This window comes from Conexibacter sp. W3-3-2, assembly GCF_009707605.1.
Lineage (GTDB): Bacteria > Actinomycetota > Thermoleophilia > Solirubrobacterales > Solirubrobacteraceae > Paraconexibacter > Paraconexibacter algicola.
This window is the reverse complement of the sequence record NZ_WLYW01000001.1, coordinates 354,198-379,800: the sequence shown is the minus strand read 5'-3', so window position 1 is coordinate 379,800 and position 25,603 is coordinate 354,198. Positions and strand designations below refer to the sequence as shown.

22 protein-coding genes are annotated in these 25,603 nt (G+C 75.3%); 9 read left to right on the top strand and 13 right to left on the bottom strand.

What is annotated here, in order from left to right; all coding sequences use genetic code 11:
* Positions 1-13: 13 nt before the first annotated feature.
* From GKE82_RS01860 to GKE82_RS01835, 6 genes are all read right to left on the bottom strand, one after another.
* Positions 14-979 carry an FkbM family methyltransferase gene (locus GKE82_RS01860; protein ID WP_107570941.1) on the bottom strand — a complete coding sequence of 322 codons (966 nt, stop codon included), beginning with the start codon at positions 977-979 and terminating at the stop codon, positions 14-16.
* Positions 976-1,836 (bottom strand): class I SAM-dependent methyltransferase, encoded by an 861-nt coding sequence (locus GKE82_RS01855; protein ID WP_107570940.1) that lies wholly within the window; start codon positions 1,834-1,836, stop codon positions 976-978. The genes GKE82_RS01860 and GKE82_RS01855 overlap by 4 nt, the downstream gene beginning before the upstream one ends.
* On the bottom strand, positions 1,833-2,582 hold the full coding sequence (locus GKE82_RS01850) for a class I SAM-dependent methyltransferase (RefSeq protein ID WP_196189021.1): 750 nt from the start codon (positions 2,580-2,582) through the stop codon (positions 1,833-1,835). Before GKE82_RS01850 ends, GKE82_RS01855 begins: the two co-directional genes overlap by 4 nt.
* Complete coding sequence (locus GKE82_RS01845) at positions 2,579-3,979, bottom strand: O-antigen ligase (RefSeq protein ID WP_154732156.1); 1,401 nt, start codon at positions 3,977-3,979, stop codon at positions 2,579-2,581. The genes GKE82_RS01850 and GKE82_RS01845 overlap by 4 nt, the downstream gene beginning before the upstream one ends.
* Positions 3,979-5,493, bottom strand: a complete 1,515-nt coding sequence (locus tag GKE82_RS01840; protein ID WP_107570938.1) for a polysaccharide biosynthesis tyrosine autokinase — start codon at positions 5,491-5,493, stop codon at positions 3,979-3,981. The genes GKE82_RS01845 and GKE82_RS01840 overlap by 1 nt, the downstream gene beginning before the upstream one ends.
* A 100-nt stretch (positions 5,494-5,593) precedes the next feature.
* Complete coding sequence (locus tag GKE82_RS01835) at positions 5,594-7,204, bottom strand: O-antigen ligase (protein WP_107570937.1); 1,611 nt, start codon at positions 7,202-7,204, stop codon at positions 5,594-5,596.
* Positions 7,205-7,311: 107 nt separating this feature from the next.
* Here GKE82_RS01835 and GKE82_RS01830 point away from each other — a divergent pair, with 107 nt between their 5' ends.
* From GKE82_RS01830 to GKE82_RS01815, 4 genes are all read left to right on the top strand, one after another.
* Positions 7,312-7,743 carry a hypothetical protein gene (locus tag GKE82_RS01830; RefSeq protein ID WP_107570936.1) on the top strand — a complete coding sequence of 144 codons (432 nt, stop codon included), beginning with the start codon at positions 7,312-7,314 and terminating at the stop codon, positions 7,741-7,743.
* Between the two features lie 132 nt (positions 7,744-7,875).
* A complete protein-coding gene (locus GKE82_RS01825; RefSeq protein ID WP_146175472.1) occupies positions 7,876-8,910 on the top strand; it encodes a hypothetical protein in 1,035 nt (344 codons plus the stop codon).
* Between the two features lie 80 nt (positions 8,911-8,990).
* Entirely contained in the window at positions 8,991-10,370 is a 1,380-nt protein-coding gene (locus tag GKE82_RS01820; protein ID WP_154732155.1) for a phosphomannomutase/phosphoglucomutase, read from the top strand.
* Positions 10,367-11,368 carry an MBL fold metallo-hydrolase gene (locus GKE82_RS01815; protein WP_196189020.1) on the top strand — a complete coding sequence of 334 codons (1,002 nt, stop codon included), beginning with the start codon at positions 10,367-10,369 and terminating at the stop codon, positions 11,366-11,368. Before GKE82_RS01820 ends, GKE82_RS01815 begins: the two co-directional genes overlap by 4 nt.
* Here GKE82_RS01815 and GKE82_RS30505 read toward each other — a convergent pair.
* Positions 11,355-12,365, bottom strand: coding sequence for a glycosyltransferase family 1 protein (locus GKE82_RS30505; RefSeq protein WP_154732153.1), 1,011 nt, complete (start codon positions 12,363-12,365; stop codon positions 11,355-11,357). The two genes, GKE82_RS01815 and GKE82_RS30505, sit on opposite strands and share 14 nt — an antisense overlap.
* A gap of 42 nt (positions 12,366-12,407) precedes the next feature.
* Here GKE82_RS30505 and GKE82_RS01805 point away from each other — a divergent pair, with 42 nt between their 5' ends.
* From GKE82_RS01805 to GKE82_RS01785, 5 genes are all read left to right on the top strand, one after another.
* Complete coding sequence (locus tag GKE82_RS01805; RefSeq protein WP_196189019.1) at positions 12,408-13,355, top strand: glycosyltransferase family 2 protein; 948 nt, start codon at positions 12,408-12,410, stop codon at positions 13,353-13,355.
* Positions 13,352-14,821 carry an oligosaccharide flippase family protein gene (locus GKE82_RS01800; RefSeq protein WP_196189018.1) on the top strand — a complete coding sequence of 490 codons (1,470 nt, stop codon included), beginning with the start codon at positions 13,352-13,354 and terminating at the stop codon, positions 14,819-14,821. The genes GKE82_RS01805 and GKE82_RS01800 overlap by 4 nt, the downstream gene beginning before the upstream one ends.
* A 52-nt stretch (positions 14,822-14,873) precedes the next feature.
* Positions 14,874-15,851, top strand: a complete 978-nt coding sequence (locus GKE82_RS01795) for a hypothetical protein (protein WP_154732150.1) — start codon at positions 14,874-14,876, stop codon at positions 15,849-15,851.
* Positions 15,848-17,764 (top strand): PD40 domain-containing protein, encoded by a 1,917-nt coding sequence (locus tag GKE82_RS01790; RefSeq protein WP_154732149.1) that lies wholly within the window; start codon positions 15,848-15,850, stop codon positions 17,762-17,764. Before GKE82_RS01795 ends, GKE82_RS01790 begins: the two co-directional genes overlap by 4 nt.
* Before the next feature lie 70 nt (positions 17,765-17,834).
* Positions 17,835-19,262 carry a hypothetical protein gene (locus GKE82_RS01785; RefSeq protein ID WP_154732148.1) on the top strand — a complete coding sequence of 476 codons (1,428 nt, stop codon included), beginning with the start codon at positions 17,835-17,837 and terminating at the stop codon, positions 19,260-19,262.
* 6 nt (positions 19,263-19,268) lie between these two features.
* On the opposite strand, the gene GKE82_RS30340 is transcribed toward GKE82_RS01785, so the two are convergent.
* From GKE82_RS30340 to GKE82_RS01755, 6 genes are all read right to left on the bottom strand, one after another.
* Complete coding sequence (locus tag GKE82_RS30340) at positions 19,269-19,850, bottom strand: acyltransferase (RefSeq protein ID WP_309233333.1); 582 nt, start codon at positions 19,848-19,850, stop codon at positions 19,269-19,271.
* Positions 19,851-19,860: 10 nt separating this feature from the next.
* Entirely contained in the window at positions 19,861-20,445 is a 585-nt protein-coding gene (pdxT, locus tag GKE82_RS01775; protein WP_309233332.1) for a pyridoxal 5'-phosphate synthase glutaminase subunit PdxT, read from the bottom strand.
* Complete coding sequence (gene pdxS, locus GKE82_RS01770) at positions 20,442-21,326, bottom strand: pyridoxal 5'-phosphate synthase lyase subunit PdxS (protein ID WP_154732147.1); 885 nt, start codon at positions 21,324-21,326, stop codon at positions 20,442-20,444. The genes pdxT and pdxS overlap by 4 nt, the downstream gene beginning before the upstream one ends.
* Before the next feature lie 79 nt (positions 21,327-21,405).
* On the bottom strand, positions 21,406-22,284 hold the full coding sequence (locus tag GKE82_RS01765; protein WP_107570924.1) for a MurR/RpiR family transcriptional regulator: 879 nt from the start codon (positions 22,282-22,284) through the stop codon (positions 21,406-21,408).
* A gap of 85 nt (positions 22,285-22,369) precedes the next feature.
* A complete protein-coding gene (locus GKE82_RS01760; protein WP_154732146.1) occupies positions 22,370-23,491 on the bottom strand; it encodes a glycosyltransferase in 1,122 nt (373 codons plus the stop codon).
* Between the two features lie 49 nt (positions 23,492-23,540).
* Positions 23,541-25,502: a CocE/NonD family hydrolase gene (locus GKE82_RS01755; RefSeq protein ID WP_154732145.1), complete on the bottom strand. Its 1,962-nt coding sequence runs from the start codon at positions 25,500-25,502 to the stop codon at positions 23,541-23,543.
* Positions 25,503-25,603: the final 101 nt, after the last annotated feature.

Sequence of the window (25,603 nt, the reverse complement as noted above, 5' to 3'; positions counted from 1 at the left end):
CGGACGGCGCTGCTCAGGGGAGCAGCAGCAGGTCGGCGAACACGTCCGGGCGGTCGTAGCGGGTCGCGAGCGTCGCGACGTCCGCGGCCGCGATCACCGTCGGCGGCTCGTCCGACCACGGCGGCCCCATGTCGACGACGCGGCTGAAGTGCCGGCGGATGCTGTCGTGCAGCAGCTCCAGGCCCTCCGCCCGGTCCAGGCCGTAGCGCCAGTACTCGAGCACGACCGGGATGCCTCGCGCCAGCACGGCGTCGGCCCCCGCGAGGACGTGGCCCTCGTGCCCCTGCACGTCCATCCAGATCAGCCCGAGGGCGTCGGCGTCGATCTCCCCCTCCTGCGCGAGCGTGTCGAGCCGGCAGGCACGCACCGACAGGAGGTCCCGGCGCTCCTCGCCGATCAGCCCGGGCGCCGCGCTCGCCGCCCCGGTGCGGACCCGGTGGTCCCCGGAGTTCTCCGGGGAGAGCTCGAGCTGCACGGTGCCGTCGCGGTCGCTGAGCGCGAGCTCGAGGATCCGCACGTCGTCGGTGGCGCCGTTCTCGTGCAGGTTCAGCCGCAGCAGCCGCAGGTTGCTCGGGGCGGGTTCGACGGCGATCGCGGCCCGTGCGCCGTAGCGGCGCACCGCGTACAGGCTGGTGGTCCCGATGTTGCCGCCGATGTCGAGGAGCACCTTGTCGCGCAGCGGCTCGGCGACCCCGGTGTGCTCGGCGAGCGCCGCGACCAGGTCGGCCATCGCGCGCTCGTCGAGGCCGCGCTCGCCGAAGATGATCCGTCCCTCCTCCTCGGCGGTGGAGACGTGGAACCGCAGGTCCCCGCTGTCGACCGCGAGCATCGGCGTGAACCGGCGCGACAGCGTGAAGAAGTACTCGCGCAGCAGCCGCTCGCGCTGGCCGCGGTGGTCGATCGCGATCTTCACCGCGTTCTTGGCGTTGCGGGCGACGGCCGTGCGGCGCTGGGTCCAGACGGAGGGTGCGTTGTTCATGTGACCGCGTCGATCAGGTAGTAGGGGGCGAGGTTGCGCCGGTCGCCGGTGACCGCCCACTCCTCGTAGGCGAGGTAGGGCGCGCGCAGCAGCGGCGACCACTGCAGGTACCAGCCGCCGGTGAACAGCGGGATGACCTCGGCGGTGCTCCACGCGTCGTCGGTGACCTCGCGCAGCGCGTCGTACCAGCAGTGGTCGTAGTGCGCGCGGAAGACGGTGTCGGGCACGCGGCCCCACAGCCGCTGCATGATCGGCTTGGCCAGGCGGTGCGGGACGATGCGGTTGAGCACCGCGTGCATCGAACGGCCGCCGGCGAGGTAGCCGAGGAAGCGGCCGTCCTCGGCGAGGTAGCTGCGCAGGTTGCGCAGCGCGTCCGGCACCGGCTTGACGTGCTCCATGGTCAGCCAGCTGAGCACGAGGTCGAAGCGGCCGACGAGCGCGGGCTCGCGGATCGTCAGGTCGCCGACGACCATCTCGTCGTAGCTGCCGGGGGGCGCCTTGCGCAGCTCCTCCCCGTCGACGTCGAAGCCCACGTAGGTGACGCCCGCGGGACGGTCGGCGGGCGCGACCATCGGCCGGGCGCCGGCGCCGACGTCGAGGATCCGCATGCCGGGGCGCAGGGCGGCCTCCAGCCGCGGCTGGAACGGCACGTGCCAGGTGTCGGTGGCGTAGCGCGGCGGCAGCTTGCCGCGCGGGGACTCGCGCGCCGCGCGGACGATCCGCTTCCAGCGTCCGGCGGGCGGGCCGGGCTCCGGGGTCCAGACCGCGATGCCCAGGCCGTCGGCGAGCTCGTGGAGCTCCTCGGCCGTGCGGCCGTCGGGCCCGGCGTAGGGGGCGACCTCGCGCGCGGCGTTCACGCGCCGGTCCCGTCGAAGCGGTAGGCGGTCGTCACGATCGTGCCCTCCTCGTGGTCGACGCGGCAGATCTCGCGGGCCTCGTCGGCGACGAACGAGAACGGCGGGTCGGCGAGGACCACGCCGGAGCGGCGCTCGGTGCGGATGCCGGGCCCGGCGACGATGTCGAGGTTCGGGACGAACCGCGGGTCGTCGGAGACGTGCTCGGTGATGAGCACCCACCGGTAGCGGCGCAGCTTCGGCAGCACCTGCTGGATCTGCGCGTTGGAGAGGTGCTGCAGGACCTGCCGCACGAAGGCGACGTCGCCCTCGGGCAGTGGCTCGGTGAGCATGTCCAGGGCGCGGAAGTCGACGTCGAGCTCGGCCGGGTAGTGGCCGCGGTTGCGCTCGATCACGCTCGCGGCCACGTCGCAGGCGACGTAGCGCCCGCACGCGGGCCGGATGCGCGAGCCGACGTTGAAGTCGCCGCAGCCCAGGTCGACGGCGTCGGGCCGAGCGGGAAGCTCCTGCAGGAACGCGGTGACCGCGGCGACGTACGGCTCGACGATGGTGGCGTCGTGGCTGCCGCGGCCGGAGGTCGGCTCGCCGCCGGCCTCCCCGCCCCACAGCCCCTCGCGGTAGATCGTCTCGAAGACCTGGTCGGTGGGCATCCCCGCGAAGCGCCGGGTGGCACGCGCGTTGCGGTAGCGGTCACGGGTGCGGAACGCCCAGGCGGGCGTGACCCGCTTCGCGAGCGACTTCAGGGTCATGTTGGGGTGGTCTCTCCGGTGGGTCGTGCGGCGGACGCGCGGCGCTGCTCGTCGAGCGACAGGCCGATCACGCAGCCGAGGGCGAGGAAGAACGCGACCCCGATCGGCGTGACGCCCAGGGCGTCGTCGACGAGGCCGCTGACGAAGAAGCCGGTCAGGGCGGCGGCGAGAGCGTACGCGAGCGCGGCACCCTCCCCGGAGGCGGTCCGGATCACGCGGCGCATCGCGGCGAGCGCCGTCGCGAACATCGCGAGGAACGCGGCGAGGCCGAGCAGCCCGTTCTCGATCGCCGTGTTGAGGATCAGGTTGTGCGCGTGGTCGGGCACGCCCTCGGGGAAGCGGATGCCGTAGACGCTCGCGTAGTAGCCGAAGTGCAGGGCCCCGACGCCGAAGATCGGGTGGTCGGAGAGGATCTGCGGCGCCTTGCGCCAGACGACGAGCCGCGGGTTGCTCGAGCCGGCGGTCTGGACCTCGGTGAGCCGCTCGACGACCTTCCCGGCGATCGGGGAGGCCGGGTTGCTGCCGACGAGCGAGACGACGAGGACGACCGGGAGCAGCACCGCCGCCATGCGCCGCACGGGCGGCCACAGCGCGAGCACCAGCAGCGCCGCGCCGAGCCCGACGAACGCGCCACGCGAGACCGACAGGCCCATGCCGACGAGCGAGACGACGAAGCAGCCGGCGGCGACCGCGCGCACGATCGGATGGCCGCGCAGCGCGAGCACGACCTGGATCGGCATCGTCAGGACGAGCAGCGCGCCGAGCGCGTTGGGCGAGCCGAAGCCGCCGGTCGCGCGCGTGACGTCCCCGCCGCCGAAGACGTAGCCGGTCAGCGGCTTGGGATCGATGATCGCGACCGCCCCGGCGAGACCGCCGCAGACCGCGAGCGCGAGCATCACGAAGCGGACGTCGCGACGCGTGGCCGTCAGCGCGAAGCCGCCGACGACGACCAGCAGCGTCATCCACACGACGAGCTGGCGGCCGACGTCGACCGGCGAGACCGCGAAGACGAGACCGGCGGCGTTGACGACGACCAGGACGAAGAACGCGATCAGGGCCGGATGGCGCGGCAGCCGCAGCGGCGTGGTGCAGACCCAGCGGATGAGCACGCCGATCGCCGCGAGGCCGATGACCGCGGCCGAGGGGCTGATCGCGCCGGGCCGGAACGCCTCCAGCGGGACGGCCAGGGCCGCGCCCGCGACCATCAGCGTCGGGTGGGCGATCGCGACGTACAGGGCGACGACGCCCGCCGCAGCGATCAGCGGCAGGATCGCGCTGCTCGGCGCCGCGTTGACCATCGCGGCGGCGAGGAGGCCCGCCAGCAGGACCAGCGCTCCGGTGAGCGCTACGCCGAAGGCGCCCGGCGGCCGCGACGCCCGGTGCGCCGTCGGCAGCATCACGCCCGCTCGGAGGCCGGCAGGCTCGTGTACGCGTACGAGCCCGCGTAGTAGGGACGCTGGCTCTTGTCCGCGGCGGTGAGGACCATGCCGACGGTCGCGTCGGGGAAGCGGTCCAGCGCGTTGCGCGCCGCGGTCGCGTCGTCGCGCGTGGTCTGCCCCAGGCGCAGGCACAGCAGCACCGCGTCGACCTGCGGGAGCAGGCCGATCGTGTCGCTCACGGGCAGCAGCGGCGCGCTGTCGAGCACGATCCGATCGTAGACGTCGGAGACCTGGGCGAGGAACTCGCGGAAGCGCTCGGAGACGAGCATCTCGGCGTGGTTGCTCGTGTGGCCGCCCGCGGTGATGACGACGAGCTTCGATCCGTCCCCGGCGTCCACGGTGTGGAGGATGTCCGCCGGCTCGGCCTCGCCCGCGAGGAACTCGGTGAGGCCGGGGCTGGCCGGCAGGCCCAGGCGCTTGGCGACCGTGGGGCGGCGCAGGTCGCAGTCGACGAGCAGCGTCGCCCGCGAGGCGACCGCCTCGGCCCACGCGAGGCCGGACGCGGTGGTGGACTTCCCCTCCTCGGGCAGCGGGCTCGTCACGAGGACGACCTTCGGCGGCCCGGCCGGGTCGAGGAACCCGACGTTCGTGCGCAGGATCCGGAACGCCTCGGTGTCCTGCTCCTTGGGCTTCTTGTCCCCGCTGCCGGGGAACGCGACGTGGCCGAGGGCGCGCGTGGTCAGGAAGCCGGCGATCGGCAGGTCGATCTGCTCGCGGACCTCGTCGACCTCGCGCAGGCGACGGTCGAAGGTCTGCCGCAGGAAGACCAGGCCGGCCCCGAGGATCGCCCCGAGCAGCGCGGCGAGCACGCCGTTGCGCACGGGCTTGGGCGAGGAGGGCCCCTCCGGCACCTCGGCGGTGCGCACGACGTCGACCGGGGTCGCGAAGCTCGCGAGCGCCAGCAGCCGGGCGGCCTGGTCCTCGAAGACGGCGCGGCGTGCGAGGTTGCGGTCGCCCTTGAGGCGGTTGGCGCGCCGCTGCGCGGCGCGGCCCCCCTCGCGGTACCGGGCCTTCACCCGGTCGGTGGCGTCGTCGCGGACCGCGGCGGCCAGGCCGTTGGCCAGGCGGGCCGCGAGGTCGGCGGTCGGTGCCTCGACGATGATCGAGACGAGGTTGCTCGCCGGGTCGACCTGGGTGCTGACGGAGTCCTGGATCTCCTGGACGCTGAGGTCCACGCGCAGCGTCCGCCGGACCTCGGCGATGACGTCGGGGCGCGTGATCCGCTCCGCCTGGGCGGCCGCGGCCTTGTCGGGCTGGAAGTCCGGGGACGCCGGGATCCCGAGCGCCTGGAGGTCGGCGGAGTTGTCGTTGAACGCCACCGCCGACCGTGCCTCGTACACCGGATCGGTCGCGGCCGAGAGGGCCACGGAGGTCCCGACGGCGAGCCCGATCGTGAAGAGGATGATGGCGGCGTTGCGGCGGACGACCGCGTACAGCGCCGGGAGGGTGATCGAGGTCGAGGCGTCGTTCATGAGATGGAGAGAGCCGCCACGCGCCGGTGGCGGCGGGCGAACATAGCAGTGGGTCGGGGCGTTCCATACATCGGCAGGTCCCCCTGCAACCAGGAGCGGGTCACGACGTGGCGGCCGCCCCGCGACCGCGTCCGCGCGACCCCTCGCCCCCGCCCCGGCCGCCCGGGAGCGAGCTGTGCAGCGCCGCCGCCAGCACGAGCGCCGGGAGCGTCACGCCCGCGAGCTGCCAGTCCCAGTCCAGGGCGGCGTGCACCACCCAGACGGTCACGGCGCCCCCGCCCGCCGCGGCCTGCGCGCGCGTCAGGCCGCGCGTCCGCACGCGCACGGACCGCAGGCCCGACAGCAGGCCGGCGAGGATCATCGCCAGGATCGCACCCCCGACGAGCCCGAGCTCCGCGAGCGTCTCCAGCGGCAGCGAGTGCGCGTTGCGGATGCTCTCGGTGATCTCGCGGCGCTCGAACCACGCCACGCGGTAGCCGCCCGCGCCGACGCCGACGAGCGGCGCGTCGGCGAACGTCTCGCGCGCGACACGGAAGGACTCCGAGCGACTGGACCGCGACTCCGACAGGCGCTCCTGCCCACGTGCGGGCGCCGCGCTCGAGTCGAGGAACTCGTCGTACTGGCGGTCGACGAACGACCGCGCGCCGAAGACGCCGTCGGCGACCCGTCCCTCGAGCCGCTCGCCGGCGGCCGCGTAGCCGGCGGCGCCGACCAGGGCGAGGACGAGGCCCGCGACGATCCCGACGACCGGGACGCGCTGCGCCCCGACGGGGACGTGACGACCGCGGGACCGGGAGCCGGTCGGGCGGGTGCCGGGCTCGAGGGCCGCGACGACCCACTGCACGGCGGCGGCGCCGGCGGCGAGCGCCACGAGGACCGCGAGGGCGCGCCCGCCCTCCCGGGACTGCACGTCGAGGGCACCGGGCATGTCGACGAGCTCCGGCGACCCGCGCACGACGAGCACCGCGACGGCGCCCGCCGCCCCGATGATGGCGGCCGACCCCAGGAGCCGCACGCGGCGCGGCGAGAGCACGGCGAGCACGAGGAGGCCCAGGAGCGCGGCGGCGATCGACGCGCGCGAGAGCGTGAGGTACAGCGCGAGCGTGGCGACGGTCCCGCCGGCGGCGGCCAGCGCCCGCTCGACCCGGCGGCCCTGCGGGTCGCAGGCCAGCGCAGCGGTGGCGACGATCGCCATCGCGGCGATCGCCCCGAGGCCGTTCCAGTAGCTGATCGGGTACGAGAGCCGCCCGCCCGCGAAGGAGACGAGGCCGGGATCGGTCGGGATCAGGAACGGCCGCAGGCGCGAGAGCACCGCGGCGACGCAGATCGCGACGAGCACGAGCACGACGAGCCGCACGAGCAGCGCCGCGTGGCGGCCCGTCCCGGCGGCGAGCAGCGCGAGGGCGAAGACGGCGGCGTAGGCGCCGGCACGGATCATCGCCTGGGTCGCCGCGACCGGGTCCGGGGACCAGGCGGCGGACAGGCCGCTCCAGGCGGCGAGGGCGACGATCCCGGTGAGCGTCAGCAGCCCCGGTCCCGATGGGACCGCGACGCGCGGGAGGACGAGCACGAGCAGCGCCAGCCCGACGAGCGCGACGACGCCGATCAGCGCGACGTCGGTGGGGAAGTAGCCGCCCGAGGTCCAGGCGGCGAGCACGAGCAGCCCGGCCACGAGGACGCAGGCCAGGACGTGGAGGGGCTCCAGCGGCACCCGTCCGCCACCCCGACGCGTCCGCGTCCGCCCCTCGCCCCGTCCTCCGTGCACCGCGGCAGCGTAGTGCACGATGTCGGCGGAACGTCGCGCTAGGATCGCGGGCCGTGGACGCCGTCGCGCTCTCCCGACCGATCCGAGGAGCGCTCGCGTGCGCGTTCCTGGCGGCCGCGTTCGTGCTCGCGCTGTCGCTGCAGCAGGAGCGGCGGGTCGACCGGGCCGAGTCGGCGCTGGAGCGCGGCAACGGCGAGCAGGCGGTCGCACTGGCCCGCCGCTCGGACGGACCGACGGTGCGCCCGCGCGCGCTGCGCATCGAGGCGCTCGCGGCCCTGCGCCTGGGCGAGCTCGTCCCCGCCGAGCGCGCGTTCCGCGCGGCGATCGACCGCTCTCCGGAGGATTGGACCCTGCGCTACGACCACGCGATCGTCCTGCGGCAGCTCGGTCGCGAGGACGCCGCGGCCGCCGAGATGGGTCGCGTGCTGCAGCTCAACCCGCTCGCGGCGCTGCCGCCCGGGTTCGTGTCCCGCACGAGACGCTGAACCCCCTCGTGCAGGGGATTCTGCGCCGCTCGCTCGCGTTACGTCCGGATTCCGGCTAGCCTTAGCACGGTCCGGCGCAGGGGTGTTGCCGGGATCACACCAACGTGTAGTGCATCCAGATCGGGGAAGACGGTGCGGAAGCTGATTGCAGGCGTTGTGGCGGCGGTCGTCGCGGGGCTCTGCTTTGGGGGTGTCGCGTACGGCCAGGGCGCCGGCGGCGACCAGTACACGCCGGGCAACGGCGTCAACACGACGCCGGTCGGCGGCCAGGGCACGACGCCCACGGCGACGCCGACCCCGGCGCCGACCACCGAGGACCCCGGCACGCCCGCCGAGGAGCAGCCCACCGACTCCGGTGGCACCGAGAACGAGAACCAGGCCGGCGAGAACGCGGCCGAGGACGACGGCGCCTCCGAGGGCGACACGGCGTCCGGTGGCGACGCCGCCACCACGACCGGCTCCGGCGACACGTCCGCCGCGCCGACCGGCTTCCCGACCAACCGGGTCACGGTCCTCACCTGGGGTCTCGCGTCCGACGACCTGCTCGAGGACATCCGCCAGGCGCTCGAGGGCGCCGGCCTGCAGGTGCTCTTCGAGGGCGACGCCTCGAGCAAGACGCTGAAGGAGTTCCTGGAGTCCGACGAGGCGAAGGCGCTCTCCTCCGAGGGCCCCCGCGCGATCGGTCGCGCGTTCGGCGCGCAGCTCGTCAACCCGACGCCCGCGCTCACCGACGCGCTGCCCGTCATCTTCAAGAACGACCCGCTGTTCGCGCCGGTCATCCGCGCCGTGCTCACCCGCCGCGCCGGGATCAGCAAGGACGCGGCCGAGCTCCTCGAGGGCGTCGCCGAGGGCCTGCGCTCCACCGGCATCCCGGTCGCCTACGTCGAGATCAGCGACACGAAGCCCTCGTTCGTCGAGGACTACGAGGACCTGAAGATCCCGGTCGTCGACAACGTCGACACCACCGAGGGCAAGCAGAAGCTCGGCGCGATCATGCTCGGCGAGGGCTCGACGACCGAGTCCGTCACGCCGGACAGCGCCTCCGCGCTCGGCGCGGCGCCCCAGACCGACGACGGCGCGCCGACCGGGTCGATCGCGCTCGTGCTCGCGCTGCTCGGCTGCGTCGCGCTGTTCTTCATGAACCAGGCGCGTCGCGCCCGTCGCTGACGCGTCCGTCGCTCCGGTCGCCGCACGGTGACCGGAGCGCCGCAGTTCCGGCACGCCGCCCGCGGACATAGGATGCGCGCATGAGCGTGCCTCCCGAGATCTTCAAGGCCTACGACGTCCGCGGCCTCTACGGCGAGCAGATCACCGGTGACGTCGCCGAGGCCATCGGCCGGGCGTTCGCCCGGGTCATCGCCGGACTCGAGGGCAAGCCGGTCTCCGACGTCCGTCTCGGTCTCGGGCGCGACATGCGTCTCACGGCGCCGGAGCTCGCGGGCCGATACCGCGCCGGCATGGTGGCGGAGGGGGCGTCGGTGCTCGACGCCGGCCAGGTCGGCACCGAGATGCTCTACCACCTCGTCGGCTCGCGCGAGCTCGACGGCGGCCTGATGTGCACCGCCTCGCACAACCCGAAGGCGTACACGGGCGCGAAGCTCGTCAAGCGCGGCGCGATCGCCCTCAGCGGCGACGAGGGCATCCAGGACATCCGCCGGCTCATCGAGGAGGGCCTCGGCGAGCCCGCCGCCCAGCCGGGCACGGTGCAGGACGTCGACCTGTACGCCGAGTTCTTCGACAAGGCGCTCTCGTTCATCGACCCCGCGAACGTGCGGCCGCTGAAGGTCGTCGTCGACGGCGGCAACGGCATGGCCGGGCCGATGGTCGGCCCCGTCCTCGATCGCCTGCCGATCGAGCTGATCGAGACCTACTGGACGCCGGACGGGAACTTCCCCGACCACGAGCCCAACCCGCTGCTCCCCGAGAACCGCGAGTTCATCATCGCCAAGGTCAAGGAGACCGGCGCCGACCTCGGGATCGCCTGGGACGGTGACGCGGACCGCTGCTTCTTCATCGACGACACCGGCGAGTTCGTCGACGGCGACTTCCTCACCGCGATCCTCGCCGAGCACCTGCTCGCGAAGTCCCCGGGCGAGGCGATCCTCTACGACGCGCGCGCCTCCTACGCGGTCGCCGACACCGTGACGGCCGCGGGCGGCACGGCGCACATCAACCGCGTCGGCCACGCCTTCTTCAAGGGCCGGATGAAGCGCGAGGGCTCGCTGTTCGGCGGCGAGGTCTCCGGCCACTACTACTTCCGGGACTTCTACTGCGCGGACTCCGGCACGATCCCGGCGCTGCTGATCCTCGAGAAGCTCTCCGTCGAGGCGAAGACGCTCAGCGAGCTGCTCGCCCCCTACCGCGCGAAGTACTTCATCTCCGGCGAGGTCAACTCGACCGTCGCGGACGGGCCCGCCAAGGCGAAGGAGATCGAGGAGCTCTACGGCTCCCGGCCCGGCGCGACCGTCACGCACGTCGACGGCGTGTCGGTCGACTTCGACGACTGGCACTTCAACGTGCGGATGTCGAACACCGAGCCGCTGCTGCGCCTGTGCCTGGAGTCGCTCGTCTCGCACGCCGACATGGAGGCCAAGCGCGACGAGGTGCTCGGCGTGATCCGCGCGTGAGCGGCGACCCGTGGGCGGGCGCCCGCGCCGTCGGCATCCACGCCCTCCCCATCCCGACCCCGTTCCTCGTCGGACGGGTCAACTGCTACCTGATCGAGGACGAGCCGCTGACGCTCGTCGACTGCGGGCCGAACTCCGGCCGCGCGCTCGACGAGCTCGAGCGCGCGCTCGCGGCGCTCGGCCGGCGCGTCGAGGACCTCGAGCGGATCGTCATCACCCACCAGCACGCCGACCACCAGGGGCTCGCGGGCATCCTCGCCCGCCGCTCGGGCGCGGAGGTCTGCGCGCTCGACGCCCTGGCGCCGTGGCTGGCCGGGTACGCGCAGGAGACCGTGCTCGACGAGGAGTTCACGCAGCTGCTGCTCGCGGCCCACGGGGTGCCCCGACCGGTCGCCAACGCGCTGGCCGCGGTCTCCCATGCGTTCCGGGGCTGGGGCGGCGCCTGCCCGGTGGACCGCCCGCTGTCGGACGGCGGCACGCTCGAGTTCGCGGGGCGCACGCTGCGGGTGCACCACCGGCCCGGGCACAGCCCCTCGGACACCGTGCTGCTGGACGAGGCGCGCGGGGTGCTGCTCGGCGGCGACCACCTGCTCGCCCACATCAGCTCCAACCCGCTGATCCAGCGGCCGCTCGGCCGGCCCGCCGACGCGCCGCGCCCGCACGCGCTGGCGACCTACATCGCGTCGATGCGGACCACGGCGGCCACCGACCTGGAGCTCGTGCTGCCCGGTCACGGCGAGCCGTTCGCCGACCATCGCGCGCTCGTCGCGGACCGCGAGCGGCTGCACGAGCGCCGCGCCGCGAAGATCGCGCGGCTCGTGGAGGACGAGCCGCTGAGCGCGCACGAGGTCGCGCGCCGGATGTGGGGCGACGCGGCCGAGAGCCAGGCGCTGCTGACCCTCAGCGAGGTGCTCGGCCACACCGACCTGCTGCTCGCCGACGGCCGCGTCCGCGAGGACGTCGGCGACGACGGCGTCGTGCGGTTCAGCGCGGCCTGAGCGCGATCGCGGCGTGGACCGCCGCGGCGGTGGCGTCCCAGCCGCGACCCGCGACGTGCGCGAGCCCCCGGCGACGCCACGGCGCCGGATCGGCCAGGACGTCCAGCAGCGCGGCCGTGAAGCCCTCGTGGTCGTCGGGGTCGACGAGTCGGGCCGCGCCGCCGCAGGTCTCCGGCAGCGCGGCGGCGCGCGCGGCGACGACCGGTGTCCCGCACGCCATCGCCTCCAGGCACGGTAGGCCGAGGCCCTCGTAGCGGGACGGCAGCACGAACGCGCCCGCCCCCGCGTAGAGCCCGGGAAGGTGGCCGTCCGCGACCGGGCCGAGCTCGCGGATCCCGGCGACCGCGGGCTCGGCTCGGAACTGCGGCCGGTCGCCGCCGACCGCGACGACCGTCACCCCCTCCCCGGCCAGGCGCCGGGCGGCGGGCCCGAGGGCGGCGAGGTTCTTGCGCGCGGTGCGGCTCGCGACGGTCAGCACGTAGGGCGCGCCGGGCTCGAGGCCGACCGCCGTGGTCGCGGCGGCGACCGCCGCGTCGTCGACGGGCCGGAACGCCTCCCCCACCCCGCCGGGCACGACGGTCGCGTCGACCCCGAGCAGCTCGCGCAGCTCGCGCGCCGAGAAGGCGGAGACGGTCAGCACGCGCGCCGCTCCCGCGACGATCCGGGGCAGCAGCAGCCGCTGGAGGCGGACGTAGGCGGGGCTGTACCAGGACGGGTCCCGGAGCGCCGCCGCGTCGTGGACGATCACGGTCGTGCGCGGCGACCCCAGCGGAGCGAGGTTCGCGGGGCACAGCAGCGCCTCGTGACGGGCGGCCCGCAGCGGCAGCCACGCCTGCTCCCAGACGTGGCCGGCGCGGTGCGCGAGCGCGGCGGGCGGCGCCAGCACCCGGTAGCGGCCGGGCGCGTGCGCGGGCAGCCGCGCGACCAGCTCGCGGGCCCAGCGCTCGACCCCGCCGAGCTCGGGGCGCACCGCGGCGCGCGCGTCGATCGCGATCACGCGGCGAGTATGCCCGAGGGCGCGCCTGCGAGGATGGGCCCGTTGTCCGCGCACGCCGCACCCGCCGTGACCGTCGCCGTCGTCTCGTGGAACACGCGGGACCTCCTCGACGCGTGCCTGCGCGCGCTCGAGCCCGAGCACGCCGCGGGGCGCGCCGCGGTCGTCGTCGTGGACAACGGCTCGGGTGACGGCTCCCCCGCCCTCGTCCGCGACGCACATCCGTGGGCGGCGCTCGTGGAGCGGTTCGACAACCCCGGGTTCGGCACGGCCGCGAACGTCGCGCTGGCCGGGGCCCGGACGCCGTACGTGGCCGTCGCGAACGCGGACACCGCGGTGACGCCGGGGGCGCTCGACGCGTTGCTGGCCGCGGCCGCCCGGCACGGGGACGCGGTGCTCGCGCCGTGCCTGCGCACCCCGGGCGGCGGGATCCAGCACAGCGTGCACCCGTTCCCGTCGCTGCGGCAGGTCGCGGCGGTCGACCTCGGCCTCGCGCGGGTCCTTCCGGGCGAGGCGCGGCGGCTCGCTTTGGAGGGCGCCTGGGATCCGGGTGCGGGGCGCACCGTCGACTGGGCGCACGGCGCGTTCCTGCTGCTGCCGCGCGCGCTGTGGGAGCGGCTGGGCGGCTTCGACCCGTCGATGTGGATGTACGCGGAGGACCTCGACCTCTGCTGGCGCGCCGCCCGGGCCGGGGCCCCGACCCGCTACGTGCCCGATGCGGTGGTCGAGCACCACGTCGCCGCGTCGACCACGCAGGCGTGGGGCGCCGGGCGACTGCAGCGCAGCCAGCGCGCGGCGCACGCCTGGTCGCGCCGCCGTCTCGGGCCGGCGCGCACCGCCGCGTGGTGGGGCCTGGCGATCGGCGCGGGCGTCGTGCGGTCCGCCGCGCTCACCGTCGCGGCGCGCCTGGCCCCGGTCGGGTACGGCTGGCGGCGCGACCGCGCCCGCGCGCTCCTGGCCGCCCGTCTCGCGGCCCGTCGGGAGGGCTCGTGAGCAGTCCCGGCTCCCAGCGCTTCGACCTGCGCGGCCGCAGCCTGCGGGTCGTCGCGGCGCGCGGCACGCTCGTCAACAGCGTCTTCCTCGTCGCGCTCGCCGCGCTGGGCCTGCTGCGCGGCGTCATCCTCGCCCGCTTCCTGGAGCCCGACGACTACGGGATCTGGGGCGTGCTGATCATCTCGCTCGGCACGCTGCTGTGGCTCAAGCAGGTCGGGATCGGCGACAAGTACATCCAGCAGGACGATCCCGACCAGCAGCTCGCCTTCCAGAAGGCGTTCACGCTCGAGCTCGCGTTCACGGCCCTGTTCACGCTCGTGCTCGCCGGCGCGATCCCGGTGATCGCGGTGACGTTCGCCCCGTCGGAGATCGTGCTGCCCGGCTACGTGCTGCTCTGCGTGATGCCCGCGCTGGTGCTGCAGGCACCGCTGTGGATCTACTACCGGCGGCTGGAGTTCCTCAAGCAGCGGCTGCTGCAGGCGGTCGACCCGCTCGTCTCGTTTGTCGTGGCGATCGCGCTGGCGATCGCCGGGGCCGGCTACTGGGCGCTCGTGCTCGGCGTCGTGGCGGGCGGATGGGCGTCGGCGATCGTGAGCGTCCGCTCGTGCCCGTACCCGCTGCGCCTGCGCTACGACCGCGGGACGCTGCGCAGCTACGCGTCGTTCTCGATCCCGCTGCTGCTCGCGTCCGGCAGCGCGATCGTCATCGCGCAGGGGACGATCACCGCGACGACCGCGCACCTCGGGATCGCCGCGGCCGGCGTCGTGACGCTCGCGGCCTCGATCTCGCAGTTCGCCGACCGCGTCGACCAGATCGTCTCCGGCACCCTCTACCCGGCGATCTGCGCGGTCGCCGACCGGACCGAGGTGCTGCAGGAGGTGTTCACCAAGGCGAACCGGATCGCGCTGCTGTGGGCGGCGCCGTTCGGGCTCGGGCTCGCGGTGTTCGCCGGGGACCTCGTGCACTTCGTGCTCGGCCAGGACCGCTGGGGCGACGCGATCCCGGTCCTCGAGGCGTTCGGGGTCGCCGCCGCGATCAACCACCTGGGGTTCAACTGGGACAGCATCCTGCGGGCCCGGGACGACACGCGGCCGATGGCCGTCGCGGCCGGGCTGACGCTCGTCGCGTTCCTCGTCGTGACGCTCCCGCTGATCCTGCTCGAGGGACTCGAGGGGCTCGCCGTGGGATTTCTCGTGCAGACCGTGGTCGTCGTGCTCGCCCGGTTCTGGTTCCTGCGGCGCATCTTCCCGGCGTTCCGGACCCTGGCGCACTGCGTCCGCGCGTTCGCCCCGGCCCTCGTCGCGACGGCCGTCACCCTCGGGCTGCGGCTGCTGGACGGGGCCTCCGAGCGGGGTCTGGTGACGATCGCCGAGCTCGCGACCTTCGTCGCGGCCACCGCGGTCGCCACGGTCGCGCTGGAACGCGACCTCGTCCGCGAGGCGCGCGGGTATCTGCGCCGCGACTGATCCACGAGCCGGACCGATGCAGACAGCCGCCCGACGTGGTTGCATTCACGGGATGAGCGGGGCAGAGCACACTCCGCGCGCGGCGTCCCCCTGGGTCCCGCGCGCCGACGAGCCGGACGGGGCGACGGCGACGGCTGCGGCCGCGACGCCCGCCACGCCCTCCGGCCCGCAGGCCACGTCGACCCCGTGGCTGCCCGCCGACGCGGCGCGGCCGGCGTCTGCGCACGACGCCAGCAGCTGGGTCGTCGCCGACGCGGTGCCGGCCGCGGCCGTCGACGCCCCGGCCCCCGCCGTCGCGGCCGACGGTGGCGAGCCCGCCCGGTCCGGGAACCCGTGGGCGGTCGCCGCCGCGGCCGCTCCCGCCACGTCCGCGAACCCGTGGGCGACCGCGGCTCCCGCTTCCGTCGCCGCGGCCGACGCATCCGACGCGTGGGCACCTGCCGAGGGCGCACCGGTCGCCGTCGTCCCTGCGTCGACCGTCCCGCGATTCGCCCCGATCCGCGCGACCCGCAACCGCTCGACCCTCTACGCGGGCGGCGTGGCCGTGGTCGCGGTCGCCGCACTGGGCGTTGCCGCCGCGGCCGGGACGTTCTCCTCCGACGAGCCGGCCGTCACCGTCGCCGCCCCCGCGGACGTCGCGGGCACGACCGGGTTCACCGAGCAGACGATCAGCCAGCAGGAGCGCGGCGCCGCCGCCGAGAACCGCGCGGCCCGCCGCAGCGCCGCCCGGGCCGTCAGCCGCTCGCGCCGCGCGGCGCGTCGCGCCGCCGCGGCCGCCGCCCCGGCCACCGGGGGCGGCGGGGCCGCCGTCGCCGCCGCCCCGGTCGTGTCCGCGCCCGCGGCCGCCGCGCCGAGCGCCCCGGTGCGGCAGCCCGTCCGGACCCCGCAGCAGCCGTCGCGCCCGTCGCGGCCCGCGCCGTCGGCCCCCGCCGCACCGTCGACCCCGGTCGCCGAGGCGCCCGCCTCGCCGGACGTCCCGCAGGGCGCCGAGCCGTCGGCCCAGCCCGGACGTGAGGCGCCGGGCTCGTGATCGCCGTCCTGCGCCGGCATCCGCGCCGCACCCTCCTCACCGTCACCGTCGCCCTCGGGGTCCCGCTGGTCGGCGTCGCCCACGGCGCGGTCGTGCAGCCGCGGACGCTGCAGATCTCGACCCAGTCCGGCGGCGTGCCGGCCAACGGGTCGAGCGCCGAGCCGTTCCTCAGCACCACGGGGCGGGTCATCGCGTTCACGACGACCTCCACCGGGATCGTCCCGGGCGACGAGCTCAACGGCCCGATCGCGGACGTCGTCGTCCTCGACGGCGTCTCCGGTGAGCGGCGCCTCGTCTCCGCCACCCCGGACGGCACGGGCGCCGACGGGGCCTCGACCGACCCGGCGATGTCCCGTGACGGACAGCGCGTCGTGTTCACCTCCGACGCGACGAACCTCGTCCCCGGGGACGGCAACGGCGCCTCCGACGTGTTCGTCCGCGACGGGATCGGCCGGGTCCTCCCGGTCAGCGTCACGCCGTCGGGCACGCTCGGCAACCGCGCGTCGCGCAACGCGGACATCTCCGCCGACGGCCGCTACGTCGTGTTCGAGTCCGACGCCTCGGACCTCGTCAACGGCGACTCCAACGGCCAGACCGACGTGTTCGTCCGTGACCTCCTCACCGGGCAGACCGAGCGGGTCAGCGTCAGCACCGACGGCGAGCAGGCCCGGTTCCGGTCCTCGACGCCCGCGATCAGCGCCAACGGCCGCGTGGTGTCGTTCGAGTCGGCCGCCAACACGCTCGTCGACGAGGACACCAACCGCCAGGCCGACGTGTTCGTGCGCGACCTCGTCCGCCGCGAGACCTCGCGCGTGAGCGTCAGCACCAACGGCCGCCAGCAGAACCGGGCGGTGACCGCGCCGTTCCGCATGGTCAGCGACCTCGACGCGACCGGTCGGCTCGTCGTGTTCGACTCCGAGGCGTCGAACCTCGTCCCCAACGACATCAACCGCCGCTCGGACGTCTTCGTCCGCGACCGCCGCGAGGAGACGACCCGGCTGGTCAGCTCGAGCAGCTCGAGCGTCCAGGGGAACAACGACTCGGTCTCCCCCGTGATCACGCCGTCCGGGCGGCATGTCGCGTTCCAGTCGTTCGCCACGAACCTCGCGCGGGACGGCGACGGCGTGGGCGCCGACATCTTCGTGCGCGACCTGCGCACCTTCACCACGACGATCGCCTCGGTCGCCAACGACGGCGGCCGCCGCCAGCCCGAGCTGACCGGTCAGCTGCTGCAGCGCCCGACGATCACCAACGACGGGGAGACCGTCGGCTTCGTCAGCACCGCCACGAACCTCGTCCCGGGGGTCCCGGACGCGCTGGCGGACGTGTTCGTGCGCCGGCTCGTCCCCGCGCGCACCTCGAGCGTCGACCGCACGTCCCGCTCCGTGACGGTCGGCGCGGACGACCCCGGCGCGACGCGGTACCTGTGCCGCGTCGACCTCGGGGTGCCGTTCACGTGCGGGCCGACCGTGTCGCTGCGCCGGCCCGGCCGCTCGATCACGATCCGGGCCACCGGGCCGGGCATCCTCCCCGATCCGATCGGTCGCACCTTCCGTCTCACGCTCGACCGGATCCGGCCCCGCGCACGGATCACGAGCGTCTCGACCTCGCGGTCGCGCCGCACGATCCGCGGCGTCACGACCGACCGCGGCGGCTCCGGGATCCTCAAGGTCGAGATCGCCGTGACGTACGTCAACAGCGTCGGTCGCTGCTTCTTCCTCGACGGCGACCGCTTCCGCCCGACGTTCAACTGCCAGCTGCGCGCGTTCCGCAACGTCGCGGTCGGCAAGCGGTCGTGGCGGTTCAAGATCGGGCCGCGGCTCCCGCCGGCGTTGCTGCTCGTCGCTGCCCGGGCCGTGGACGGCTCCGGGAACGTCAGTCGCGTGTCCTCGAAGATCACGATCCTGCCCTGACGCGGACCGCTTCCACGGGCCGTCAGGGGCGGGCGTCCCGTCCGGGTCCACCCACTACTCTCTGGTGCACGTGACGACGTCCTCGACATCCCGCGTGACACCGCAGGGGGTGCGGGACGGCGACCCCGAGGCGCTCGTCGGCCTGGCCGAGCGCCGCAGCGGCGCCGTCTACGCGTACGCGCGGCTCGTCTGCGACGAGGCGGCGGCGCTCGACGCGACCGCAGAGGCGTTCGCGCGGTTCCGCGGCGCGGTCGCGGCGGCGGACGACCCGGCGGACCTCGCGCCCGACGCGCTGCTGCTGTCCTGCACGCGGCACTCGGTCGCGGCGCTCTGCCCGGTGCGCGGCACGCGGCCCGAGTGCCCGGCCACCCCGTTCCTGGCGGTGTCGCGGCTGGAGGGGATGAACGCGGTCTCCGAGGAGGCGCGGCTGACGAAGCACCTCGTCACCTGTGCGGTCTGCGCGGAGCTCGCCGAGTCCATCGACGCTGCGGAGGCGGCGTTCCGCCGGCCGCAGACGGAAGCCGCCGACGCGGCCGTCGTCGCGCGCGTCGTGGCCGCGCTGACGTCCGCCGCCCCGGTCCTGCACCGTCCCGCGATCGACGAGCCGGTCCCCGTGGCGCCCGAGCCGGTCGTCGACGAGGCCCCCGCGCCGCCCGCGCCGGAGGCCGTGGCCGCGGTCGAGACCGTCGCCGACGCTCCGGTCACGCCCGCCCCGGTCGTCCCGGAGGCGGCGCCCGAGCCCGAGCCCGAGCCGTTCGAGGACGACCCGGCCGCGTTCGAGGAGCCCGAGGCGGCGGAGGTCGTGGTCATCGACCTGCACCGCGACGCCGAGGAGCCGCAGGACGACCCGTTCGCGCCCGAGGACGAGACCGCGGTGCTCACCGTCCTGCCGCCGCACGACGCGGACGGCGAGCGGGCCGCCGACGGGCCCGCGCCCGCCCAGGAGCCTGCGCGCTCCGGCTCGCTCGTCCCGCGCGTCGTGGTCCCGGCCGTCATCGTCACCGCCGCGGTCGTCACGGCCTCCGCGATCGCCGGCGTCTTCGGCGGCACCGCGCCCGAGCCGCCCGGCGGCGTTCCCGGGCCGCCGAACCCGGCCCCGCCCGCCCGCCGCCCGCCGGCCGACGATGCGATCCAGCGCCGCGCCGCCGAGGCCGCGCGCGCGGCGCTCGCACGGATCGAGGCGTCCGACCGCCGCACGACGCGCGAGGCCGCGGCGCAGCGGGCCGCCGAGCGCCGTGAGAAGGCGCAGGAGGAGGCCGAGGACGAGCAGGACGGCGCGGCGACGCCGACGACCGCCGCTCCCGCGGCTCCCGCCGACGAGTCCCCGTCGTCCGGCAGCACCCGCGGGCAGGGCGACAGCGGCAGCAGCGCGCGACCGCAGAGCGACAGCGGCCAGCAGGACGAGGCGCTCACCGAGCCGCAGGACTCGAGCTCGGGCAGCGGCGACGGCGGCGCCCCGGGCTTCGAGCCCGCCGCCACGCCGACGCCCGCGCCCTGAACGACCTCAGTCCCGCGCCGGTTGCACCCAGCCGCCGGCGCCCGGGTCGAACCGGCGCACGACGCGCGCCGGGTTCCCCGCCACGACCGCGTTGGGCGGGACGTCGCGGTCGACGACCGCACCCGCCGCGACGAGACTGCGCGCCCCGACCGTCACGCCCGGCAGCACCATCGCGCCGGTGCCCAGGAAGACCCCGGCCCCGATCCGCACCGGCCGCGGCGTGGAGGGCACCGGCCCGTCCGGCCCGGGGATCAGCTCCGTGTCGGCGAGGTACAGCCGGTCGGAGCCCATCACGTCGTCACCGATCTCGACGAGCTCGTGCGCGACGATCGTCAGGTCCCGCCCCAGGTAGGTGCCGGAGCCGACCGTGATGCGGCCGGTCGAGCCGCCGCCCGACCCACCGGTCAGCAGCTGGGCCCCGCTGAGCACGTAGGTGGAGTCGCCGACGTGCACGTCCTCTCGGCGCGGGGCGTGCAGCGGCGGGTGGACGACCGTCCCCGAGCCGTAGGCGCCGAACGCGGCCGGGCGGACGTGCCGCTCGATCGACGAGCGGAACCGCCGGGCGACGATCCGTCGGCGCAGGTCCACGCCCGCCAGCCTATCCCGGCGTGCCGGCGGCCGCGCGGGCGACGAGCGCGGCGTGCAGCCGGTCGTCGCCGGTCAGCTCCGGGTGGAACGACACGCCGGTGACCGCACCCTGGCGGACCGCGACGGGATGGCCGTCGACCGTGGCGAGCACCTCGACGGCCGGCCCGTGCTCGGCGACCCAGGGCGCGCGGATGAAGACCGCGTGCAGCGGCCCGCCGTCGAGGCCCGCCACCTCCAGGTCCTCCTCGAAGCTGTGCAGCTGCCGCCCGAACGCGTTGCGGGCGCACCGCAGGTCGAGCACGCCGAGCCGCTCGCGGTCCAGGACGATGAGGCCCGCGCACGTCGCCAGCACCGGGCGGCCGGACGCCGCGAACGCGCGCAGCGGCTCCGCGAGTCCCTCCCGCGCGATGCCGAGCATCATCGTCGTGGACTCGCCGCCCGGCAGGACGAGCGCGTCGAGCCCCTGCAGGCCCGCGGGCGTGCGGACCTCCGAGGTCCGGGCACCGCAGCGGTGCAGTGCCCGGGCGTGCGCGGCGAACGCGCCCTGCAGCGCCAGGACGCCGACCCGCGGGCCGGCGCCGGCGGGGTCGCTCACCAGCCGCGGGTCGCGAAGACCTGGTCGGCGGGGAGCTTCGAGGTCTCGAGGCTCATCATCGCCGGGCCGAGGCCCTCGGACGCCTTGGCGATCCGGTCCGGGTCCTGGAAGTGCGTGGTCGCCTCGACGACGGCGCGGGCACGCCGCTCCGGGTCGGAGCTCTTGAAGATGCCCGAGCCGACGAACACGGCCTCGGCGCCGAGCTGCATCATCAGCGCCGCGTCGGCCGGGGTGGCGATGCCGCCCGCGGAGAACAGCGGGACGGGCAGCTTGCCGGTCGACGCGACCTCGCGGACGAGGTCCAGCGGCGACTGCAGCTCCTTGGCGGCCGTCGCGAGCTCGGCGTCGTCCAGCCGGGTCAGGCGCTTGATCTCGCCGCGGATGCTGCGCATGTGGCGGACCGCCTCGACGATGTCGCCCGTGCCGGCCTCGCCCTTGGAGCGGATCATCACGGCGCCCTCGCCGATGCGCCGCAGCGCCTCGCCGAGGTTCGTCGCACCGCAGACGAACGGGATCTTGAACGCCCACTTGTCGATGTGGTGCGCCTCGTCGGCGGGCGTCAGGACCTCGGACTCGTCGATGAAGTCGACCTCGAGGGACTCGAGCACCTGGGCCTCGACGAAGTGCCCGATGCGGGCCTTCGCCATCACCGGGATGGTGACGGCCTGCTGGATGCCGCGGATCATCTCCGGGTCGGACATGCGCGCGACGCCCCCGTCGCGGCGGATGTCGGACGGGACGCGCTCGAGCGCCATGACCGCGCACGCTCCCGCCGCCTCGGCGATGCGGGCCTGCTCCGCATCGACGACGTCCATGATGACGCCGCCGGAGAGCATCTCCGCCAGTCCGACCTTGACCCCGAACGTCGCTTCGTCGCGCATGCACCGCAGTGTAGAGCCACGGGGGCGACGGCCCCGCGCCGCGTCGTCGAAGCTGGCGCCCGGCGGCAGGCCGGTCCGGCTACTTCAGGCGGAACGCCTTGATGCGATCGGCGTACTGCTCGGCGTCGCGGGCGTACACGCCGTAGGCGAGTCCCTGGATGACGCTCAGCAGCGCGGTGTGCGAGCGCACGTAGGCGGGGCTGTCGCTGGAGTAGTAGAGCCGGATCTGGGCGAGCTTGGCGACCTCGGACAGCGTCGCGTCGGTGATCGCCACGGTCCGCGCCTTGCGGTGGCGGGCGAGCTTCAGGGCGCGGACGACGAGCGGGTGCGGCCGGCCGGCGCTGAGGCCGACGACGAGCGTGCGGTCGTCGATGCGCCCGAGGCGGCTGAGCGCCTCCTGGGAGGGGCTCGCGACGATCTCGGCGCGGAGGTCGAGCAGCATCAGCAGGTGCCGCATGTAGCTGGCGAAGAACGCCATCTGGTCGGTCCCGGCGATCAGGACGCGGTCGGCGCCGGCGATCGCGTCGATCGTGGCGTCGATCTCGCTGCGGGACGCCTTGCGGGCCGTCTCCTCGACGTTCGCGTGGTCGGCGGCGACCGCGGTCTCGAACGCGGAGCGGTCCAGCGAGAACAGCGGCTCGACGGTCGTGCCCCGTCCCCCACCGTTCTCGTGGCGGCGGCGGTACTCCTCGCGGGCGGCGTGCTGCAGCTCCGGGAAGCCCTCGAAGCCGAGCGCCTGCGAGAACCGCACGACGGTCGAGCTCGACGTGTTCGCGCGGCGGGCGAGCTCCTCGGCGGTCTGGAACGCGACCTCGTCGAGGTGGTCGACGATGTACTGCGCGACGTCCTTCTGCGAGCGCGAGAACTCGTCGAACCGCGACTGCACGTAGTCCGAGAGCGATTGATGCCCGTGCGCCTCGTGCGGCGGGGCGATGGTCTGGGTCGACGTCCTCTTCATGGGCGACACGGGATTCGACGCCCGTCCGGCGTCCCCCTTCCGCGTCGTGCACGACCGCGGGCCGACCCGGCTCGCAGCGGCCCGGTCAGGCGTCCGCGACGGTCCCCGCGGGTGCCGGGCGGCCGGTGAGCTCCTCGACGGTCTCCACCAGCCGGCGCCGGAAGGTGGCCGCGGAGAACCGGTCCGCCTGCGCGCGCAGGGCCGCGGCGTCGGGCTGGGCGACGACCTCGTGGGCGAGCGCGGCCGCGATCGACCTGGCGCTGACCTCGTCCAGGAGTACGCCGGTGACCCCGTCCAGGACGGTCTCGGCCGCGCCACCGCGCCGCGGCGCGACGACCGGGGTGCCGGACGCCTGGGCCTCGACGGCGACGATCCCGAACTCCTCGTAGGAGGGGACGACGACCGCGCGGGCCTGCGCGTAGAGGACGGCGAGCTCGGGGTCGGAGACCCGTCCGGCGAACCGCGCGGTCGGGAAGTCGCGGGCCAGCCGCGCCTGCTCGGGACCGGTGCCGACGACGACCGCGGGCCAGCCCGCGCGCTGCGCCGCCTCGAGCGCGAGCTCGACGCGCTTGTGCGAGACGAGCTCGCAGACGACGAGGAGATGCTCGCCGCCCGCGGTCGGCGTGAACCGCTCGACCTCGACGGGCGGGTGCACGATCGGGGCGTCACGCCCGAACGCGGCGGCGATCCGCTCGCGCGAGATCTCGGAGATCGCGACGTAGTGGTCGACCCGCGCGGCGACACGCACGTCCCAGCGGCGGATCTGGTCGAGGACGAGGCGCAGGGCGGGACGGGCGGGCGCGGGCACCTCGCGCAGCGCGGTCGCCCGCTCGTGCCAGGCGTAGCGGAACGGCGTGTAGCAGTAGCAGACGTGCGGCACGCCCTCGGGCACGCGCATCCCGTGCGCGAACGCCGACGAGGACGAGACGACGAGCTCGGTGGCGTCGATCCGCATCCGCGACACGGCGGCCGGGAACAGCGGCAGCAGCCGGCGGAAGCCGTTCTGCCGCACGCCCGTGCGCTGCAGGACCGACGTGTGCACGTCGCGACCGGCGAAGCGCGGCATCGCCTCCGGGTCGTAGAGGGCCGTGTGGATCGGCGCGGTCGGCCAGCAGGCCGCGATCTCCGCGAACGTCCGCTCGGCGCCGCGCATCACGAGGAGGTAGTCGTGCGCGAGGCCGACCGCGGGCGGGGATCCGGGCTGCATCGCGCGGCATCCTATCCCCGACCCCCGGCGTTCCCGGGCTCCGGGCCCGTCAGCCGCGGCGCGGCGCGCAGAGCCGGTAGCGCTGCGTGCGCACCACGCGGCGGCCGTCCGCGAACCGCAGGTGCAGGCGCACGCGGACGGTGCCGCGCGGGCGACCGCGCAGGTCCACGCGGGCGCGCGGACGGGTCCGGGTGAGCCGCGCCACGACGCGGTCGCCGACGGTCACGGTCGCGGAGCGCAGCCGTCGCCGGTCGCCGCGCGGGACGGTGACGGTGACCGTCCGGCGCGACCGGCAGGCCGGCGCGGGGCTCGCGGGCGCCGGGTCGGGCAGCTCGGGGACGAGCAGCCGCGAGCCGCCCGCCCCGCCGATCGTCACCGTGTTCAGGCCGGGCAGGTCGGGGACCGAGGCGAGCGATGTGCCGACGAGGTGCAGGCGGAGCCGGTGACCGGCCCGGAAGCGGTTGCCCAGCGGCCACAGCTCGACGCGGTAGCGGCGGCTCGTGCCCGGGGTGGCAGGCCGAGGCCGGTCGTAGCGGCCGTAGGGCTGCACGACCGCGCCGTCGGCGTCGGTGCGGTCGCGGGCGGGGTCGGTGTCCGGGAAGTCGGTCGAGAGCCGCCCGACCCCGAGCGGCTTCGGGATCCCGGATGGACCGACGTCGGACACCACCGCCCAGATCGCGGCGCGTGGCGTGGTCGTCGCGAGGTCGAGCTCCAGCGCCGCCGGCCCCGCCGCGACGAGGTCGCGCGCGAGCGGCGGGGTCGTGTAGGAGAGCCCGAGCGGCTCGGCCAGGCGCATGTCCCCGAGGGCGGGCAGCGCGTCGGTCAGCGCGCTCGCCCCGGCCGCGTCGATGATCGCGGCGTTCGGGACGTCGGTCATCGTCGGCACGCTGACGAGGCCCGGGTAGCGCTGGCGGACCGGCCGCTGCGCCGGGCGGTCGGCGAGCGTTCCGTCGTTCAGCGAGGTGGCGCTGCCGCTGCGTGCGGCGTCGAGGTAGAGGGAGCGCCAGCGCGTGCCGGGCACGGGCCAGTCGGTCGCGTCGCGCCGCACGAACCGGCCCTTGGCGTAGCTCGCGCGGTCCCCGTCGGACAGCCACAGCTGCACGCGCGGGTGGTCGTCGACGCCGTTGTCGATGCCGCGGACGTTGCGGTCCATCCATGCGCGCATCTCCCCCAGTCCGCCGTCGGTGCCCGCGGGCCGTGCGTCGTGGGCGCCGATCACGAGCAGGTGGGCGCCGTCGTCGCGCAGCGCGCGGTAGCCCTCGAACGCTCCACGCGACTCGACGTCGGAGAAGCCGGCGACCGCGAGGACCGGGAGGCCCGGGTTGCCGTTGCCGCGGTAGCCGCGCTCGCGCCACCAGCCGTCGAGCGTCGGGTGCTGCAGGACCTCGGTCCCGGAGCGCAGCAGGCCGAGCAGGGCGTCCGCGGCGGTCGCCGGGTCGCGCTGCAGGCCCTGCGCGAGCGCGATGCCGCCGATGCCGGTGAGGACGACCGCGCCGGGGACGATGTTCTGCACGCCACCGGGCACGAGCAGGTCCCGGTACAGCTCGTGCGTCCCGGACTTCAGGACCGCGGCGCGCACGCACGGCAGCTCGAGGTGCAGCGCGTTGTAGACCGCGATCGCGCTGGCGGAGAAGCCGGCGAGCCCGAAGCGCCCGTCGCTCCAGGGCTGCTTGCAGGCCCAGCCGAGCGTCTCGGCGAGGTCGGCCTGCGTGCGTGGGCCGAGGACGTCGAAGCGCCCGTGGCTGTCGCCGGTGCCGCGGAGCTGCACGAGCAGGTGGTTGTACGCGGGACCGGCGTCGAACGTGCCGCTGTCGCGACCGTAGGGGCTGAACTCGACGATCGTCGGTCGCGCGACGAGCGGGGCCTGGCCGGTGAGCGTCGTCTGCAGCGCCACGCCGTCCGACGCGACGAACTGCTCGCTGCGCCGCTCCGTCGCGGCCCCGGCGGGTGGCGCGGTGGCCGTCGCCAGCAGCACGGCCAGGGTGGCGAGCACGGTGCGGCGTCGTCCCATGCGGCGAGCCTACCCGATGGCGAACATGGCTGTTCGTGGATAGTGTGGCGCGGTTCAGCCGGACCGCACCGCGCCGCTCGGCCCGGACGCTCGAGTGCGCA

Excerpts from the sequence above, each read along its gene's own strand:
- GKE82_RS01860 (WP_107570941.1), bottom strand. The coding sequence starts at position 979 with ATGAACAACGCACCCTCCGTCTGGACCCAGCGCCGCACGGCCGTCGCC.
- GKE82_RS01845 (WP_154732156.1), bottom strand. The coding sequence starts at position 3,979 with ATGCTGCCGACGGCGCACCGGGCGTCGCGGCCGCCGGGCGCCTTCGGC.
- GKE82_RS01760 (WP_154732146.1), bottom strand. The coding sequence starts at position 23,491 with ATGCAGCCCGGATCCCCGCCCGCGGTCGGCCTCGCGCACGACTACCTC.
- GKE82_RS01820 (WP_154732155.1), top strand. The coding sequence starts at position 8,991 with ATGAGCGTGCCTCCCGAGATCTTCAAGGCCTACGACGTCCGCGGCCTC.
- pdxS (WP_154732147.1), bottom strand. The coding sequence starts at position 21,326 with ATGCGCGACGAAGCGACGTTCGGGGTCAAGGTCGGACTGGCGGAGATG.
- GKE82_RS01840 (WP_107570938.1), bottom strand. The coding sequence starts at position 5,493 with ATGAACGACGCCTCGACCTCGATCACCCTCCCGGCGCTGTACGCGGTC.
- GKE82_RS01755 (WP_154732145.1), bottom strand. The coding sequence starts at position 25,502 with ATGGGACGACGCCGCACCGTGCTCGCCACCCTGGCCGTGCTGCTGGCG.
- GKE82_RS01795 (WP_154732150.1), top strand. The coding sequence starts at position 14,874 with ATGAGCGGGGCAGAGCACACTCCGCGCGCGGCGTCCCCCTGGGTCCCG.
- GKE82_RS01765 (WP_107570924.1), bottom strand. The coding sequence starts at position 22,284 with ATGAAGAGGACGTCGACCCAGACCATCGCCCCGCCGCACGAGGCGCAC.
- GKE82_RS01850 (WP_196189021.1), bottom strand. The coding sequence starts at position 2,582 with ATGACCCTGAAGTCGCTCGCGAAGCGGGTCACGCCCGCCTGGGCGTTC.